The organism is Streptococcus oralis, assembly GCF_023109315.1.
Classification (GTDB): domain Bacteria; phylum Bacillota; class Bacilli; order Lactobacillales; family Streptococcaceae; genus Streptococcus; species Streptococcus oralis_BS.
In genome coordinates this window covers 179,713-196,273 of sequence record NZ_JALDUF010000001.1, presented here as the reverse complement: position 1 = coordinate 196,273, position 16,561 = coordinate 179,713, and the positions used below count along the sequence as shown (strand labels likewise).

9 protein-coding genes and 1 pseudogene are annotated in these 16,561 nt (G+C 39.2%); all 10 read right to left on the bottom strand.

From position 1 onward, the window contains the following. Positions 1–89: 89 nt before the first annotated feature. Entirely contained in the window at positions 90–2,339 is a 2,250-nt protein-coding gene (metE, locus tag M1F74_RS00860) for a 5-methyltetrahydropteroyltriglutamate--homocysteine S-methyltransferase (protein WP_247946029.1), read from the bottom strand. 581 nt (positions 2,340–2,920) lie between these two features. Beyond that, entirely contained in the window at positions 2,921–3,286 is a 366-nt protein-coding gene (locus tag M1F74_RS00855) for a TIGR02328 family protein (RefSeq protein ID WP_247946028.1), read from the bottom strand. After that, a pseudogene (locus M1F74_RS00850) lies at positions 3,270–3,649 on the bottom strand (YbgA family protein). Before M1F74_RS00850 ends, M1F74_RS00855 begins: the two are co-directional and overlap by 17 nt. Positions 3,650–3,773: 124 nt before the next feature. After that, entirely contained in the window at positions 3,774–6,818 is a 3,045-nt protein-coding gene (locus M1F74_RS00845; RefSeq protein WP_247946027.1) for a type I restriction endonuclease subunit R, read from the bottom strand. Between the two features lie 37 nt (positions 6,819–6,855). Then, positions 6,856–8,664, bottom strand: a complete 1,809-nt coding sequence (locus M1F74_RS00840) for a restriction endonuclease subunit S (protein WP_247946026.1) — start codon at positions 8,662–8,664, stop codon at positions 6,856–6,858. Continuing rightward, positions 8,664–9,668 carry a virulence RhuM family protein gene (locus M1F74_RS00835; protein WP_247946025.1) on the bottom strand — a complete coding sequence of 335 codons (1,005 nt, stop codon included), beginning with the start codon at positions 9,666–9,668 and terminating at the stop codon, positions 8,664–8,666. The genes M1F74_RS00840 and M1F74_RS00835 overlap by 1 nt, the downstream gene beginning before the upstream one ends. Further along, entirely contained in the window at positions 9,658–11,229 is a 1,572-nt protein-coding gene (locus M1F74_RS00830) for a type I restriction-modification system subunit M (RefSeq protein ID WP_247946024.1), read from the bottom strand. Before M1F74_RS00830 ends, M1F74_RS00835 begins: the two co-directional genes overlap by 11 nt. A gap of 172 nt (positions 11,230–11,401) precedes the next feature. Beyond that, complete coding sequence (locus M1F74_RS00825; RefSeq protein WP_247946023.1) at positions 11,402–12,568, bottom strand: AbiH family protein; 1,167 nt, start codon at positions 12,566–12,568, stop codon at positions 11,402–11,404. A 99-nt stretch (positions 12,569–12,667) separates the two neighbouring features. Continuing rightward, entirely contained in the window at positions 12,668–13,429 is a 762-nt protein-coding gene (locus tag M1F74_RS00820) for a DUF6261 family protein (RefSeq protein WP_247946022.1), read from the bottom strand. 427 nt (positions 13,430–13,856) lie between these two features. Beyond that, positions 13,857–16,490 carry a DEAD/DEAH box helicase family protein gene (locus M1F74_RS00815; protein ID WP_247946021.1) on the bottom strand — a complete coding sequence of 878 codons (2,634 nt, stop codon included), beginning with the start codon at positions 16,488–16,490 and terminating at the stop codon, positions 13,857–13,859. Positions 16,491–16,561 lie beyond the last annotated feature (71 nt).

Genomic DNA, 16,561 nt, shown 5'->3' with positions numbered 1-16,561 from the left:
TTATCCTTTTCTTTTTGATTTCATGATTGCTGAGCCAGCTAGGGCCAAGCAGTCCCTTGATCAGTCAGTGTCACGAGCGAAATCTTATCTTACAATTTCTCACGCGCAGCTTTTGCTGCTTCGACAAGGCGGATCAAGCTTTCTTTTGTTTCTGGAATACCACGTGTTTTCAAACCACAGTCAGGGTTGATCCAAACTTTCTTGCTTGGAACTTTGGCAAGAATAGCATCAATCGTGTGGTCGATTTCGCCTTCATTTGGCACACGAGGAGAGTGGATATCGTAAACCCCAGGTCCCACTTCTGTTTGGAAGTTTTTCGCTTTGAGTTCGTCCAAGATTTCAAGGTTTGAACGGCTTGCTTCAAAGGAAATAACGTCCGCATCCATGTTGTCGATGGCTGGGATGATATCTGTAAATTCTGAGTAACACATGTGAGTGTGGATTTGCGTATCTGGCGCAACTGTAGAATGTACCAAGCGGAAGGCTGGAATAGCCCAGTCAAGGTAGTCTTCATACCAGTCGCTACGACGGAGTGGCAATTTCTCACGAAGAGCAGCCTCGTCGATTTGGATGATCTTCACGCCAGCAGCTTCAAGGTCAAGTACTTCATCTTTGATCGCAAGGGCGATTTGAAGAGTAGAATCCTTGATAGAGATGTCTTCACGTGGGAATGACCAGTTAAGGATAGTAACCGGTCCAGTCAACATACCTTTGACAGGTTTGTCAGTACGACTTTGTGCGTAGCTAGACCATTTCACAGTGATTGGGTTGAGACGAGTAACGTCACCCCAGATAATTGGTGGTTTCACCCCACGCATACCGTATGATTGTACCCAACCATTCTTAGAGAAGAGGTAACCTGACAAGTTTTGGCCGAAGTACTCAACCATGTCGTTACGCTCGAACTCACCGTGTACAAGCACGTCAAATCCAACTTCTTCTTGCCATTTGATCCATTCGTCGATAGTTTCAGCAAGAAAGGCATCGTACTCTTCTTGTGACAATTCACCCTTACGGAAGGCCAAACGTTTAGCACGAACTTCCTTAGTTTGAGGGAATGAACCGATGGTTGTTGTTGGAAGGGATGGAAGTTTAAAGGCTTCTTCTTGGATGGCTTCACGTTCCGCAAAGGCTGGCAAACGAGTGTAGTCTGCGTCTGTCAATCCAGCGATACGTGCACGAAGTTCTGCATTTTCACCAACACGTTCAGTCGCAAAGAGTTCTTTGTTAGCTGCAAGAGCTTCTGCACCTTGACCATTGCGGATAGCATCCAAGTCACGAAGTTCTTCCAATTTTTCAACTGCAAAAGCAAAGTGGTTCAAGATAGCTGGTTCAAATTCTTCGTTAGCAGTTGTAAATGGCACATGAAGAAGTGAGCATGAGCTTGTCAAGACAATGTTTTCAGCTGGGATTTGCTCAAGAACAGCCAAGCTCTTTTCGTAGTTATTGCGCCAGATGTTTTTACCATTGACAATACCTGCATAAAGAGTCTTGTCAGCTGGGAAGCCACCTTTAACCAGTTCAAGAGTTTTCTTACCTTCAACAAAATCAAGACCGATGGCATCTACTGGCAAGTTCACAAGGTCAGCATAAACGTCACGAACATCACCGAAGTAAGTTTGAAGCAATACTTCAAGACCTTTTTTGTCAGCCAAGAGTTTGTTGTAGAGGTTCAAGAAGAGAGCTTTTTCTTCAGCTGTCAAATCTTTGACAAGAGCCGCTTCGTCGAGTTGGATGCGAGTCGCACCAAGTTCAGCCAATTTCGCAAAAACTTCTTGGTAAGCAACTACTAAACTATCTACAAAGTCTTCTGCTTTCACGCCTTCTTCAAAGTCTGACAATTGAAGGAAAGTGAATGGACCTACAAGGACTGGACGAGTGTTGAGACCAAGTTCTTTAGCTTCTTGGAACTCATCGAAAATCTTGTGACCTGCAAGTTTAACTTGAGTGTCTTTTTCAAATTTAGGCACGATGTAGTGGTAGTTGGTGTTGAACCATTTCTTCATCGGAAGGGCACGAACGTCCCCTTTTTCTCCTTGGTAACCACGACCCAAAGCAAAGTAGCGCTCAAGCTCAGACAAGTCCAAGTTTTGAACTGAAGCAGGTACCACGTTGAAAAGGAAAGCTGCATCTAGGAAGTTGTCATAGTGAGAAAAGTCATTTGATGGAATTTCAGTGATGCCTTTTTCTTTGACAATGTTCCAGTGTTTTGCGCGCAAGTCTTTTGCTGCTGCCAAGAGTTCTTCTTCTGAGATTTCTTTTCTAAAGTATTTTTCAGTTGTAAATTTTAATTCGCGGAATTCGCCCAAACGAGGGAAACCGATGATCGTAGTTGACATGATGTGTCCTCCAAAATTTGTTGTTGAAACTATCTTAACAGAAAAGAAACTGTCTGTATAATTGTAAATAATTAGGCTTTGATATAGTTTGAAACTATATCACTCTTTTGGTCAAAAGAAAAAGACTTGAAACAAATGTCTCAAATCCTTTGTATAGCTTGTTTTGTGGCTGTATTTTAGTTGGAATGCTCAAACGAGATATTGACGATTCTTATAAGTGACTATGGCTTGTTATTAGAAAAGACTATAGGTTGATTTTCTTTTGTAATTCTGATATTTCCCTTAAAAAGTGCGGGCGGGAGCAAATTACTTCGTAATTTCATCCCTAATTTTTGAGCCAAAATGTCTCAAAAATCCCGTTCTAGATAATAATAAATTATTATCTAGAATACCACTATAGCGGGAAATATCCTATAAAAGCTCACTTCGTTCGCCCTTGGCTTTTAAATACAACACAAAAGTTATTAAAAGTAAATTCTAACACTCATAAAAAGAAGACCTTAGAATCATTCTAAAGGTCTCATCTTTATTATTCGAAAAAATTTATGAGAAGAGTTATAATGTGGAGCTAATCCTGACTCTTACTCCAGCTCAATACCTTTCTCTCGGAGATTAGCCAGACACTCCTCATAGTATTCTGCATCATGTTCACTATAGATGGGCTTGCCTAGCTTCTCCTCTGCTAAGTCTTGATAAGAAGAGCAAGTCTTACCACGGTAGTTCTTGTCCAACCACTCTGGACTGACATTGTAGCCACGGTTATCCATCTCCTCCATGATCAAGCGATGATAAGCATAGAGTTGATAGGGCGAGTGAGTAAAGACATAGTCCACCGTCGCATGCTTTCTGCCCCAGCCATTGCCACGAAGAGCACAGCACTCTCGATGTTGCCCCAAAAGTTGCGGACGGGGAAGTTGTGAAATCAAAGCCTCATGCCAAAGTCTCATGGGTGTCTCCTTTCAGTAAAGTCGAATGTTGCAAGTAGGTATTGGGATAGCGATCAAGTCTTCCTTAGAAGCCTGACCATAGCGGTAGCGATCAAGCAAAAGCATATAGTCCTTACGCTCGGCATCTGTCGCTTTCTTTTTGAAATAGCCCCAAATATGCTGAAAGGCATTGCAAACCTGACCCCTGTGTTCTGGGATTTGACAGGCACGGTCAATCATCTCTTGAACCTGACTCAGCTCCACCACTTCTTTCTTTAGATACTGGCGAATGTCATTGTAAATATTGCTGGAATGGCTCAAAACGAGGTATTTGTTTCTAGCCCAGAGTTGTTGGCACTGGGATTTTTGGTTAATTTGTTCCATATTTCTCCTTACTTTCTATCCGTTTCCAGGAAATATGGAAACAAAGTTATATCTAAAAAATGAGCGAATAAAGAGTATTTTTTGTAGAGCCTGATTTTTCTAATAAGTCTTGTTCGACAAATCCTTAAATACCTGAATAAGTCTCTACTAACAACTGAATCTTACGTAAAACTTCTTGCTTTTTCCGTTCACGCGCTCCCTGTCTACGAGAAGTTGGTGGAATAATCGAATCCAAATCAGTCCCACTATTTTCAGCATAACCTCGTTGAATTGATTTGTCGATGAACAATTGATAATCAGCTACAAGTTTCTCAGCCTCAGCTAGGTCGTGAATCGCAATTTTCTTGCGCTCCTTGCCATATTCGTAAAAAGCATTGATAATCCCATCATGGTCTTTCAATTTTTGCAAATCGGTGTCATTTATAAATCCAATCACCAACTCTTCTTTGGCACGAATATCAATACTAGAACGAATCACACGACTAACTTCTGCTTTCATTGCTTCTTTAGACTCTGAGTTCTTCGATTTCTCAACAATCAATGCAAGGATATAATCCAGATTAATCTCATCTGTTTTTAAGAGTTCAATCTCAAATTCAATATCTGAAAGGTCAACACCTAGGTCTTTCGTTCTTTCATAGTTTTTAAGGTTTAAGAATTCATCTCGAATTTCCACGTAAGAACTTCTTAAATCTTGGAGATAACCTTCCGAGATAGGCTTGTCGATTTCTTGAAACTCATCATAATTTCGAAGGACATTATCAAGCTTTAGAAACTCAACAAATAACTTAACAAACTCTTTTTTATCATGCTCTGTTTCAATTTCTTGCGGATTCGGGAATCTTTCCAGAATTTCCTGACAGACTTCTGTATAACCTTTGACCTTGATACCAGTTACCTGATCCACGAAACCATCCATGTATTCGCTAAAACTTTTTTCTAAGATAATATCAAGCTTATTGGTATCTCCAAAGGTTCTAATAGCTTCTTGAGTAGCTTTTTCTAAATCACGGAAACATACGATATTCCCAAAAGGTTTAACCTTGTTAAAAATTCGATTAGTTCTAGAAAATGCCTGAATCAAACCATGATAACGCAGGTTTTTATCGACAAAGAGAGTATTCATGGTCGGAGCATCAAAACCTGTCAAGAACATACCCACTACAATCAACAAATCCACTTCCTTGGACTTAACTCGTTTAGAAAGGTCACGATAGTAATTTTGAAACTCTTTCCCATCAGTCGAAAAGTTGGTCTTGAACATTTGATTATAATCGAAGATTGCCTTAGAAAGGAACTCTTTAGATGAAAGAGGCATGGCTGTATCTTTAGGCTCTAACTCTTCATCTTGAATTTCTCCATAAGCTGACTGTTCTTCGTTAGGCGCAAAGCTAAAGATGGTTGCAACTTTTAAGCGTTTAGCTTCTGGTAAAGCTGCTTGTTGTCGCTGAAGTTCTTCATAGTATAATTTCGCAGCATCAATGCTTTGTACTGCCAGCATGGCATTAAATCCAAACAATTGTTTTTGTTTATGAGTATAGTGTTGATTTCGATGCGTCTTATCATCGTAAACTCTTAACAGATACTCTGTAATAGTTGCTATCCGCTCTGGATGGAGAAGAAGTTCCTTCTCTATCTTTTTGAGTTTCTTCTCATCGAGCTCTCGGCCAACTGCCTTTTCTGCTTCTCTATATTTATTGATTTCAGGCTTGATATAGTTGTAATCAACCTTGAACTTCAACACTTTTTTATCTCGAATAGCATCCGTGATAACGTAGTTATGAAGTTGTTCCCCAAAAACTTCTTGTGTCGTTTCTCCCGTTAAGCTATTTTCTGAGAAAATCGGAGTCCCTGTAAATCCAAATAAAGCATACTGTTTAAAAGCCTTCTTAATACGCTTTTGAGCTTTCCCAAACTGGGAGCGGTGACATTCATCAAAGATTAAAACACATTTTTTACTATAGACTTCATGATTTGGATTTGCTGTTATAAATTTATTTAACTTCTGAATAGTTGTGACAACAATTCGATCATCATTTTCTTCGATACTACGTTGGAGTTCTTTTGTATTGTTACTACCATTGACTGAATTTGGTTGAAATTTTTGATATTCCTTCATGGTTTGATAGTCTAGGTCTTTTCTATCTACGACAAATATCACTTTGTCAATATAGTCCAACTCTGTCGCCAAACGAGCAGTTTTAAAGCTGGTCAAGGTTTTCCCTGAACCCGTCGTATGCCAGATATAACCACAGGCATTGATAGTGCCAAAATTCTTCATCTCATTAGATGAATGAATCTTGCGTATAATACTCTCAGTAGCTGCTATCTGATAAGGACGCATGATGAGCAAGGTATTATCAGAGTCAAAAACACAATATTTAGTCAATACCTCCAAAAGGACTCGCTTGCTCAAGAAGGTAACAGTAAAGTCTTCTAAATCGTGAATGGTTTTATTTTTACGGTCTGCCCATTCACAGGTGAACTCATAATGATTTTTATTTTGAGCTGTTGTATTGGCAAAATAGCGTGTATAGGTCCCATTAGAAATGACAAAAATCTGAATGTATTTGTATAAAGAATTTTCGCTATTGAAGCTTTCCTTACTATATCTATGGATTTGTTCAAAAGCTTCTTTAAGACTACCCCCTCTTCTTTTCAATTCAATCTGAACTAAGGGGAGGCCGTTTACTAGGATGGTCACATCATAGCGGTTGGTATGGCTCCCCACCTGTGTCACTTGATTGATGACCTGCATACTGTTATTGTGAATGTTTTTCTTATCAAGGATGAAAATATTTTTAATCCGTCCATCATCAAATACAAAGTCGTAGATATGATTTTCTTGGATTTTTCGTGTTTTTTCAACCAATCCTTCATTGGGACAGTCCAGATACTCCACTACAAAGCGTTGCCACTCTGCATCCGTAAAGGTCACCTTATTAAGCTTTTCAATTTGAACCTTAGCATTTGCTAAGAGTTCTTCAGGCGTATGAATATTTAAGCGTTCATAGTTGAGATGATTCACCAAATCAGAAATTAACTGATTTTCTAAATCAGCCTCTGTCTGATATTCTCTATCCGTGCGATACTCTGGTTGATACTCAGCCAAGAGAATCCCTTCATTTGTTTCCGCAATTACTTCCTGTACTTTTGAATAATCAACCATAGTATGCTTCCTTGTTTGTTTTAATTGAGATTCTATCTCAAAATGATGAAAGAATTTGTCTAGTAAAGTTTAATAATTGTTCTCTCCAGTATTCATACTGTTTCTGTCTTAGTTCGATTTCTTTTGGAAGACCTTCAGAAAGAGAGTTGGTTAGGGTGTTAAAATTGTCAAGAATGGAGACGATTCTTTTTTGTTCAGTGAGTGATGGCAGTATAAACTGATATCGCATAATAGCCTGCTTATCTCCTCGGGGCATCTTTGAACCTTTTGAATATTGCATATTATAGTAAAAGAATCGATCCTCTGACAAAATATAATACAAATATTTATTTTCCATACACGAGGTTACAGAATTTTGAATTGTTAAGACATCTCCACTATTCCCGCCAACTTGATTAGAGAACCAAATTTTTTTGAGATAAGGTCTGATATTACCAATCAATATATCCCCCTTATTATAGGTTGTAACACTTCCTTGATCAGGTAAAAATGTAGCAACTGTTTTCCCTTTTCCATCTTGCAACAAATTATCAACTCCAACATAAGTTTCAGGAGTCAAATCTGTCACACTAATCCTCTTTTGACTATATTCTGCAACTGCTCCCAACTCCACTCGAATTGGGCCAAAAACCCACTGTAAAAGTTTGATAATTGCAGAGTTGTCCCACTCCTCTACTCTACTCTCAGTGTACTCGCCTTCGGCGGTGAATGTCAAGAGTTTTTCTCTGAAATATTCATACTGTTTTTGACGTAGATCAATCTCCTTGGGAAGTCCGATGTTTAGGTCATTACAAACCATATCAAAGTTGTCTAGAACTTGAACAATACGAGACTGGATTTCGAGGGAAGGGACTGGGATTTTTACATTCTTCAGACTATTCGCATTAAACTGAGGCTGTCCAGCCTTTGAAACTAAATTATTAGCCTGTTTCCAATACAATTCACTCTTTGAAAAGTGCCAATAGTATCTTGAATTCAACTCCTCTGATGGAGTAATTTTAATTAAAAAAGAGGCATACGCGCTAGCTTCATCTGTATCAATAAATAGCGTTTTTCCATAAGTCGCACCTGTTCTAGCCATCAACAAGTCACCATATTTTACTAGATAGTTTCTAGATTCTTCACTTAAAGCAATATATTTTTTATCATTCGACTTGAGATAGCCATTTTCATCAATATCAGTGATTCGAATAAATCTAACATCTCCAGTATCTTTCGCTTTATCAGTATAGCCATAATTAAATTTAGCTACTTCCCCCAGCGTCTTCCACTCAACCTGATAAACCTCGTCTTCAAATGACAAGAGTTTATCTCTATAAAAAGAATATTGCTTTTTACGTGAGGTCAATTCTGAGGTCAATTCTGAGGTCAATTCTGTAACATAATCGATGAATTTGTCAAGTATTTGCACGATTTTTTCTTGAATTTCTATTGGTGGGATAGGAATAGGAAACGATTTTAAAGTTGAAATGACAATGTAAGACATAGCCGCCTTATTTGTATTATTCTCTAAATAAGATTTTAGCCCCTGTTTGATAATGTGTAACAAAAATCGAGCTTTCACATTATGTGAGAAATTTGTCAAAACATATGTTCTTTGATATGCTTCAAATTTTCCTGAATAATACTTAACATCTCCAACATTTGCATTTCCAGCAATTAATAGTGCCTCTGCATTCCACCGAAAGGAATTTATTCGACTTATTTCTTTTGCTGTTGTAAAAAAAGGATACTTCCCATCTTCAACAGACTCATTGGCATTCAATTTACCTGTTTCTATTTTACACACTTCCCCCAACTCTTTCCACTCAACGGGACAGTTTTGGATGTCTTCTAGGATGTTCATCACTTACCTCCTTCCTTGGCTAGATTTTCAATGCTTTTGATTTCCTTGAGGTAATCTTTTTCAACTTGACTGAGGGTTTTGGCTTGGTAGCTCTTATATTCCTTATCTACCTTCTGCTTCATCTGTTCACGAGAGATAGAACCACTATTGTCCAATAAGTCTTCCCCCGTAGCCTGAAGGATACGATCTACGTGAGCCACCCAATCCGCCATAGTCATGACTTCCTCTCGCTCTGCCTGTCTTTCAGCAAAGTCTAGATATCCTGATACAAGCTGATTAAGCCCACGGAGTTCCTTTTCTGTCAGATAGTTCTTGGCAACTTTTGCTTCGGATAAAGTAGGGAGGTCGCCCTTAAAAGTGGTCAAGCCCATAAACTCCTTTTCACTATCAACACGATTGTAGATGAGTTCACTGGCAGTATTATGATGAATGGCATAATGCATCTTGTTTTGGACTGTCGCAAAGAATTTCTTTGCCTCTGGTGAGTTTGCATTGTAGTCACTTGATGTCGCGAAAAGATCTAAAACCTGGCGGTAAAAGACTTTTTCACTTGAGCGGATATCTCGGATTCTTTCCAGGAGTTCTTTAAAGTAAGAGCCCCCACCCAAGTTTTTCAAGCGCTCATCATCCATGGCAAAGCCCTTAATCAGATACTCTTTCAAGACTGTAGAAGCATAGTGTCTGAACTGGATTCCACGAGGGGAACGCACACGATAACCAATCGCCAAAATCATATCGAGATTATAAAAGGCGACTTTTTTTGACTGAGTTTTCCCAGCCATTGCACCGTGACGAGTGGTTGTCAACTGATAGTTGACAACCACTGTTTCATCCAACTCACCATCTTCAAAGATGGCCTTGATATGTTTACTAATATTTTGCTTGGAAGTTTGAAAGAGCTCAGCTAGTTCTTGTTGGGTCAGCCAGACTGTTCCATTATCCAAGTGAAGTTCAATAGCGGACTCCCCGTCATCAGTTCTATAGAGAATCACATCATTTGCCATAGCTAAGCTCCTCGACAATCTTATCTATCTCTGCACGCAAGTGGTCAATCTTAGTAACGGTCTCAGCGATTTCTTTATTAAGCTCATCAATATCAATCTTCTCACGTGTGTCTTCTTGTTCGACATAGGTTGAGACAGATAGATTATAGTCCTGCTCCGAACCAATCACATCATTATCAACAAGAGCAGATTTATAGTCTACATTTTGATAATTCGTGAACAATTCAACTATATGCTCGATATTGCTATCGGTCAAGACATTGTTGTTGGTCTCTTTTTTGAACTCTTTACTCGCATCAATAAAGAGTGTTTTATTTTCAAGTTTATTCTTCGCCAGAACTAAAATCGTAGTTGCGATAGAAGTGCCAAAGAAGAGATTATCTGGAAGGGCAATGACTGCTTCAACAAAGTTGTTATCTACCAGATACTGACGAATGGTCTTTTCAGATCCTCCACGATAGAAAATCCCCGGGAAACATACAATTGCTGCTCGACCTTTATTAGACAAGTGGTTGAGACCATGCATGATAAAGGCAAAGTCAGCTTTTGACTTGGGTGCTAGTTTCCCTGCAGGCGCAAAACGGTCATCGTTTATGAGAGTTGGATCCCCGTCACCCACCCATTTGACAGAGTAAGGAGGGTTAGATACGATGGCATCAAAAGGCTTTTCTTCCAAATGCTGAGGATTTAAGAGGGTATCTCCTCGCTTAATATCAAAGTTATTGTAGTTGATATTGTGCAAGAACATATTCATACGAGCCAAGTTGTAATTGGTCATATTGATTTCCTGACCAAAGAAACCATCTTCTAGGATATGCTCTTCATATTGTTTTTTCATTTGAAGAAGGAGAGAGCCTGAACCACATGTTGGGTCATAGACTTTGTTAATCTTGTCCTTGCCGACCATGACTAGACGAGCTAGTAGTTTAGAGACTGTCTGAGGTGTGAAAAATTCACCCCCACTTTTTCCTGCATTACTTGCATAGTTGGAAATCAAGAACTCATAAGCATCCCCAAAGGCATCAATGTCATTTTCCTCAAAATTGCCAAAGTTTATGCTATTGATACCATTTAGAATGTCAGAAAGTCGTTTATTTTTTTCTGGAACAGTTCCACCAAGGATATTGCTTCGTGTATCCAAGTTATCAAACAAACCTTTGATATCATCTTCTGATTTGAAGCCAATCGCTGATTTCTCAATAGCTTGGAAAATATTGGCCAAGTCTTCGTTTAAATTTTCATTTTGCGAGGTGTTCTTGACGACATTTTCAAATAATTGACTTGGAAGGATAAAGAAACCCTTATCCTCAACTGTACCTGGTTTGAAATCTTGCTCAGCTTCTTGGTCACTTAAGTCAGCATAACGGAAATCTAAGTCGCCAGCCTCATGCTCAGCACGGTCAAAATAGTCGGCCATATGCTCTGAAATAAAGCGATAGAAAAGGATCCCTAGGATATATTGCTTAAAATCCCAACCGTCTACAGCCCCACGCACATCGTCCGCAATCGCCCAAATTTTACGATGCAACTCCTTGCGTTCTGCATTTTCTTTACTTGCCATTTTTACTTTCCTTAATTAATGTATTATCTTTTCTATTTTATCATATTTTCGATAGTAACAAGCAATCGAACTAAGAAAAACCACTCGAACTAGAGAGGACGAGTGGCGGAGAAATTTTTTAAATAAGATTTTTATAATAGTATTCTATAACTTCAATTACTTTGTGACTATATTAAGGCAGTAGCACTTTTTCCATGCCATTCTTGTCATCACTTTTTACAAATACAACTTTCTGTATCCCTGTTAACTCTATCAGTTTTTCTTTCCCAAGAATGATTGCAAGATTCTTAACAATCGAACGTTTAGCTGGCTCATCTAAATAAGTGAAAATAAATCGGTAGAGATACCCACCTTCCTCAGCTAACGCAAAACATTTTTGGAATATTTCTTTATCCAATGGATCTACTGAATGACCGAAAATAACAATATTTTTTGAAGTTTTTTTAGTATAGGGAACGCTTATTCCTCTACTCGGTATATTTATATTTTCGGTAAAATGGGTTACTTTAAAAAACTTCTCAAACTTATTCCCAGTTTCCTTAACAATTCGTTGATAGTATTTCTGGTAAGGAATTATAGCACTGTTGACATCATTTTCCTTATCCTCAATTCCAAAGACCATTGTATTGACCCGATTAAAAGTTCTATCTAAATCAATTCTACCATGTATAAAATGAGTTTTATCCTCAGAAGTTCCGTAGATATTACCTGATGTGTTAGTATAATTAAAGTTTAGTACATAGGAATTGGACAAATCTGATAATGCATCTAGAGCTGTTGGACGTGCTTCAATCGCTTGAACCTCAAAATCTAAATAATTTAAATACGACAGATAGATTTCTAATAGTTCAATTAATAAATCAAGTTTTTTAGTAAATAACTCATTAAGGTTCTCTATGAAAAGTTCTTTTTTATAATTATCCAATTCTTCATCTAGAATTTCATCTTCGAATACTTTTGCAACATAACGTTTTGCGGTGTAATTATTTGTATCTTCTAAAACATCATTAAAATAAGGGTAATAATCAGATCCAATACATTCAGATAATACTTTACTATTTTCTTTAAAAAACAGTATTGCATCTGCAAGTTGAGAAATCATGATTTCAAGGTTAGACCAATTTTCTCCAAGTTTATCCTTGTTATCATTAATAAATTTCAAATACAAATTATCTCTGTATTTCTCAATCCTTATATTTTTAACTTCTAGAAACTCTTGTAGTCTCTCATCAGGATTAGAAAATAATTGTTTTTCAAACTCAATAAAATCTATATATTTTGTTTTTCGACCCATTGCAATATCAAATCCATTGCCTAAAATTAAAATTGTGTTTGCCATGATTTTTTCTCCTCTACATTATAGCTAATTACCAAAATTATACCACGAATCCACCAAAAAAACGCCTTTAGATAATAATATATCTAAAGACGTTTATTTTTATCCAGCTACTTGTTCTGTTTCTTCTACTTTTACTTTTTTATCCTTCTTACTTGAACCAGTCAATCGTCGTTTACTATCTCGGATTGTATTTAGGTCCTTGAGGAGTTTGGTCAGGTGTTCCTTTTCAGGATAGGCTTCTGCACTGGCTGCAGTATAGCGCATAAAGAGGTCGTAGATGCTGGTTAGTTCGGTGCGGACTTGTCTGGTCTTGCCGACTTCCTTGGCAGACTTATGCGCACGCGCCTGACTTTCCACCTTATCATATTCCTCCTGCGCACTAATCACCGCCTGTAGCATGGGTGTCAGTCCTAGACTGGTCACTGCCGTGTGATAGGGTTCTTCACTGAGGGTTTTGAGCAAACTCTTGATTTCTGCCGTTTCCACATCATTGCTGTGCTTGGTGATATCCTTGTACTTAGCAAAGACTGGTTTCAAGGTCTCATGGGCTTCTTTGAGTTTGGTTTCCTTGATCTTAGCAAATCCTCTATGAAGGGTAAAGAGACCGACTAGGGCACTGTCACGATTGCGATCGACTTCGGTCAGATTCGTCGCCTCTTTCTTTTCTACGATAGCTAGTTGAGCTTGGAAGTCTGCTAGCTTTCTCTTGAAGGAAGCAAGGTGCTTGCTATACATAGGCTCGTCCTTATGTGCCTTAGCAAAAACTTCTAGTAGTTGACCCGTGTCTACCATGAGACTTTCAAACTCACGGTTGGTAAAGTTGGTGTAGCTTAGAGGACGGATAGTGAATGTTTTTGTCATGATGATAACCTTTCTTTTTTCATTATTTCAAAAAGGAGTTTTCCCTTAAATTTATAAATCCATTCTAACAGTTACTTTAAAAGATTTGTCCCCCTTCCTCTGAACTGTCAATAATTCCATCTAAAATGTACTTCTCAGAGCAAATCTTTTATTTCCAAAACAAAAAATCTCTATCTGACTGGAAACATTTCCGTCTGTCAGATAGAGACTCTTACTATTTTTAGATTTTAACTTTTCTAGCTTTAGAATACATATAAATTTTAGGAAAGCAGACTATTCGAAAGTTCGAAGACCTCAAAACTTTCTCAGCTAGACCATTCGAAGCTTAGAATGCTCATAAATTTATGTATTTCTTGTCATTCTAAGTTTAGAATGAATATAAACTTTAGTAAATTCATATCTTCGAAACTTCGAATAGCTACCTCCCCTACTCCAACTGGCTTTTAACCTTCTTCTTAGTCAAGATACGGTCGTTTTTGTTAGAGAGAGCTTTGATACGAGCTTCGAGAAGGATTTTCCGTCCGGCCTCTGTTCGTGTGTAGACGAGGTGATAGCGTCCGATAGTAGGCATCAGAAAGTTTAGGAATTTCTGTGCATCTTCCTTGCGCTTGTCAAAAAGACTAGGCACGACATAGTAAGGTGACTGACCTTGTCGAACTTTCTCTGTCTTCAAGAGATAGCGCTGGTTGTCCACTGGAGCAAAGAATTCTCCCACAGTCTGCGCAAACAATTCCTTATCTCTCATACTACCTCCCTTGAGATAGGCGAAAACCAAATAATTTTCCTTATCCTCCTCTACCTGAACACGAGATTGGTCATCTGTTAGATGCCCCGAATCTAGCAGAGCCTTTCGGATCTGCTCACCCAGAGATTGCAAACGTTTATAGGGACTCTTATAGCAGAGGTAGCGCCAAGATGCAAAGGCCAAAAAGAGGAGACAAGCTGCTGTAAGCCACCAAACTCCAGTCAGTCTCATTCTAAACAACAAAACCAATAAATCCACTGCTAACAGCAGCAAAGACATGCGTACCCATTTTAATGCATCAAACTGGAGCATGATTGGAATTTTCTGTTTTTGAGTCGCAACTTCAGTGACAATCTCAAATTGATCTGCCACTACGAGAGAATCGTACCATTTTTTGCGCAAACCTGCTCGATCCTTGGATAACATCTTAATCCGTTCGTTATACTCTCTGATTTGCTTTTTCTTAAAAGGGGGCTTTGGAAAATCCAAACGATCCAAACCGGTCTCAATACTCTCCTGATTATAGGCCAGTCCAAGAAAATGTTCCATACGACGAGACAAGGTTTGCAGATCCTGATTGCTCTCTGGTCTTGGCTCCTCACCAGGAAGAGTGATGAGCGCTTGCGCTTGAACGGCTACCAGATGCCAGATGTTACTGGTCTTTTCTGGATGTCCCGGCCAGATACGAATGGCACGCCCCCGCATCTGGTTACTCAGCATAAAGCTCCCCACAAAGCTTCCGAGGATTAGGGAATTAACACAAGGAGCATCCCAACCCTCTCCGAGGAGAGATTTGGTTCCGACTAGGACTTGGATCCGACCGCGTTGGAAAAGTTCCGTCACCGCCGCTACAATACCCTTAGCCGTACTAAGAAATCCCACCTGCACATAATCCTCTTGGTCTAACTGACCAATAGACGAAAAACTAAGATGAACCTGAGGCAAGAGTTCCTTCAACTCTGCTGCCACATTGGTGGGAAGAATAACGATACTCCCTGACAAGACAGCCAAAGATACAGCTATCTCTTGCTCCTGAGCTTTGCGACGAATGCTTTCAAAATAAGGGAGAACCCCCAACTGAGAAATGGTTGCCTGATTATCTCCCAGATAGGTAGCAAAATCCTTGCGAATATAATCCGCCAAGACGAGTTGTCGCAAATCTTGTCCCATACTCTTATACTCAGTCAGAAAAATATCTGCAATACCAGACAATTTCCCCAAAGACTGATTTAAAATCTTGTCCCTATACTTGGACTTGACTAGAGAAACCTGTCGCTGTTCGATCAACCCCCGTGCTTTTAACTCCGATTCTAACTTTTCCCTAAATCCATTTGAATCCTCGTACCAATCTGGAGTTTGATAGAGAACGCTCTGCAACAGCGTCTCCAGCCAGTAGGAGTTCACCTGAGGCAGACGTTTCGCCCCCAAAAGATTCTCTAAAGAGTCAGGAATGGTCAAGCCCTGAGAATGCATATAGATCAAAATAGCCGACAAGTACTTAGGGTCTTCTAATAGAACATCGGATGAAATATCTCCTTTGAGTACCTTCGAACCTGATACTAGAGCTTGAAAGTCAGGATTGACCAAAAGCTGATGGATATACTCCCACTTTCTATCTTCAAACTGCCTGAGGTGTTCCGACTCTTCAGCTGTTGGTGAACAGATATAAACAAAATCCTGATGAGGGCAGAGGGTGTCTTCCTTGACTAGTTCAGGTACCGTGATTTCTTGGTCAATTTCCCCACACATTCGGATATAGCGTTCCCAAAGTTCAGGTTCGCTGTCATAAGGTGGTGTCGCTGTCAGGGAGATGACTTGCAACTGTCCATACTGCTTGCGAAAGACTTCCAGACTTTTCCACCATTCATTGCGCAGGTGGTGGCATTCGTCCAAGCAAAGAGTAGCAACTTTCTGAGCTCCTAGACTTGTAAGCAAATCAAACCCCACAAAATCCTCTGCTTCTCCATCTTCTTGTGATTGCAATTGGTTCATGGCGCTATGAAAAGCCTGATAGGTCACAATCGTTAATGCCTTCATCTCCTTTAAGTTTTGGGAAACGAGATCTGAAATCTTCTGTTCGTTCTCTAAAAAGGCTGTTTGGATCCTATCTACCCATTGTTCACGAATGGTGACAGTTGGAACCAAGACAAGGGCTGGGTTGCCAAAACGAGCGATCAGCTCGATACCAATGGTGGTCTTGCCGGACCCTGGTGCCGCCACTAGGTGAACATGCCCATCTGTTTGATAGTTCTGAAAACGATCTAAGACTTCCTTTTGGTACTTTCTCCATCTTCCTTTAAATTTTAAATCTAACATTTCTTTCACCATTATATCTCTTGACTTACTCCTTTAATTGTACCACACTTATATAAAAAGCAAGATAAGGA

Excerpts from the sequence above, each read along its gene's own strand:
- M1F74_RS00820 (WP_247946022.1), bottom strand. The coding sequence starts at position 13,429 with ATGACAAAAACATTCACTATCCGTCCTCTAAGCTACACCAACTTTACC.
- M1F74_RS00815 (WP_247946021.1), bottom strand. The coding sequence starts at position 16,490 with ATGTTAGATTTAAAATTTAAAGGAAGATGGAGAAAGTACCAAAAGGAA.
- M1F74_RS00835 (WP_247946025.1), bottom strand. The coding sequence starts at position 9,668 with ATGGCAAATGATGTGATTCTCTATAGAACTGATGACGGGGAGTCCGCT.
- M1F74_RS00830 (WP_247946024.1), bottom strand. The coding sequence starts at position 11,229 with ATGGCAAGTAAAGAAAATGCAGAACGCAAGGAGTTGCATCGTAAAATT.
- M1F74_RS00825 (WP_247946023.1), bottom strand. The coding sequence starts at position 12,568 with ATGGCAAACACAATTTTAATTTTAGGCAATGGATTTGATATTGCAATG.
- M1F74_RS00840 (WP_247946026.1), bottom strand. The coding sequence starts at position 8,664 with ATGAACATCCTAGAAGACATCCAAAACTGTCCCGTTGAGTGGAAAGAG.
- M1F74_RS00855 (WP_247946028.1), bottom strand. The coding sequence starts at position 3,286 with ATGAGACTTTGGCATGAGGCTTTGATTTCACAACTTCCCCGTCCGCAA.
- M1F74_RS00845 (WP_247946027.1), bottom strand. The coding sequence starts at position 6,818 with ATGGTTGATTATTCAAAAGTACAGGAAGTAATTGCGGAAACAAATGAA.
- metE (WP_247946029.1), bottom strand. The coding sequence starts at position 2,339 with ATGTCAACTACGATCATCGGTTTCCCTCGTTTGGGCGAATTCCGCGAA.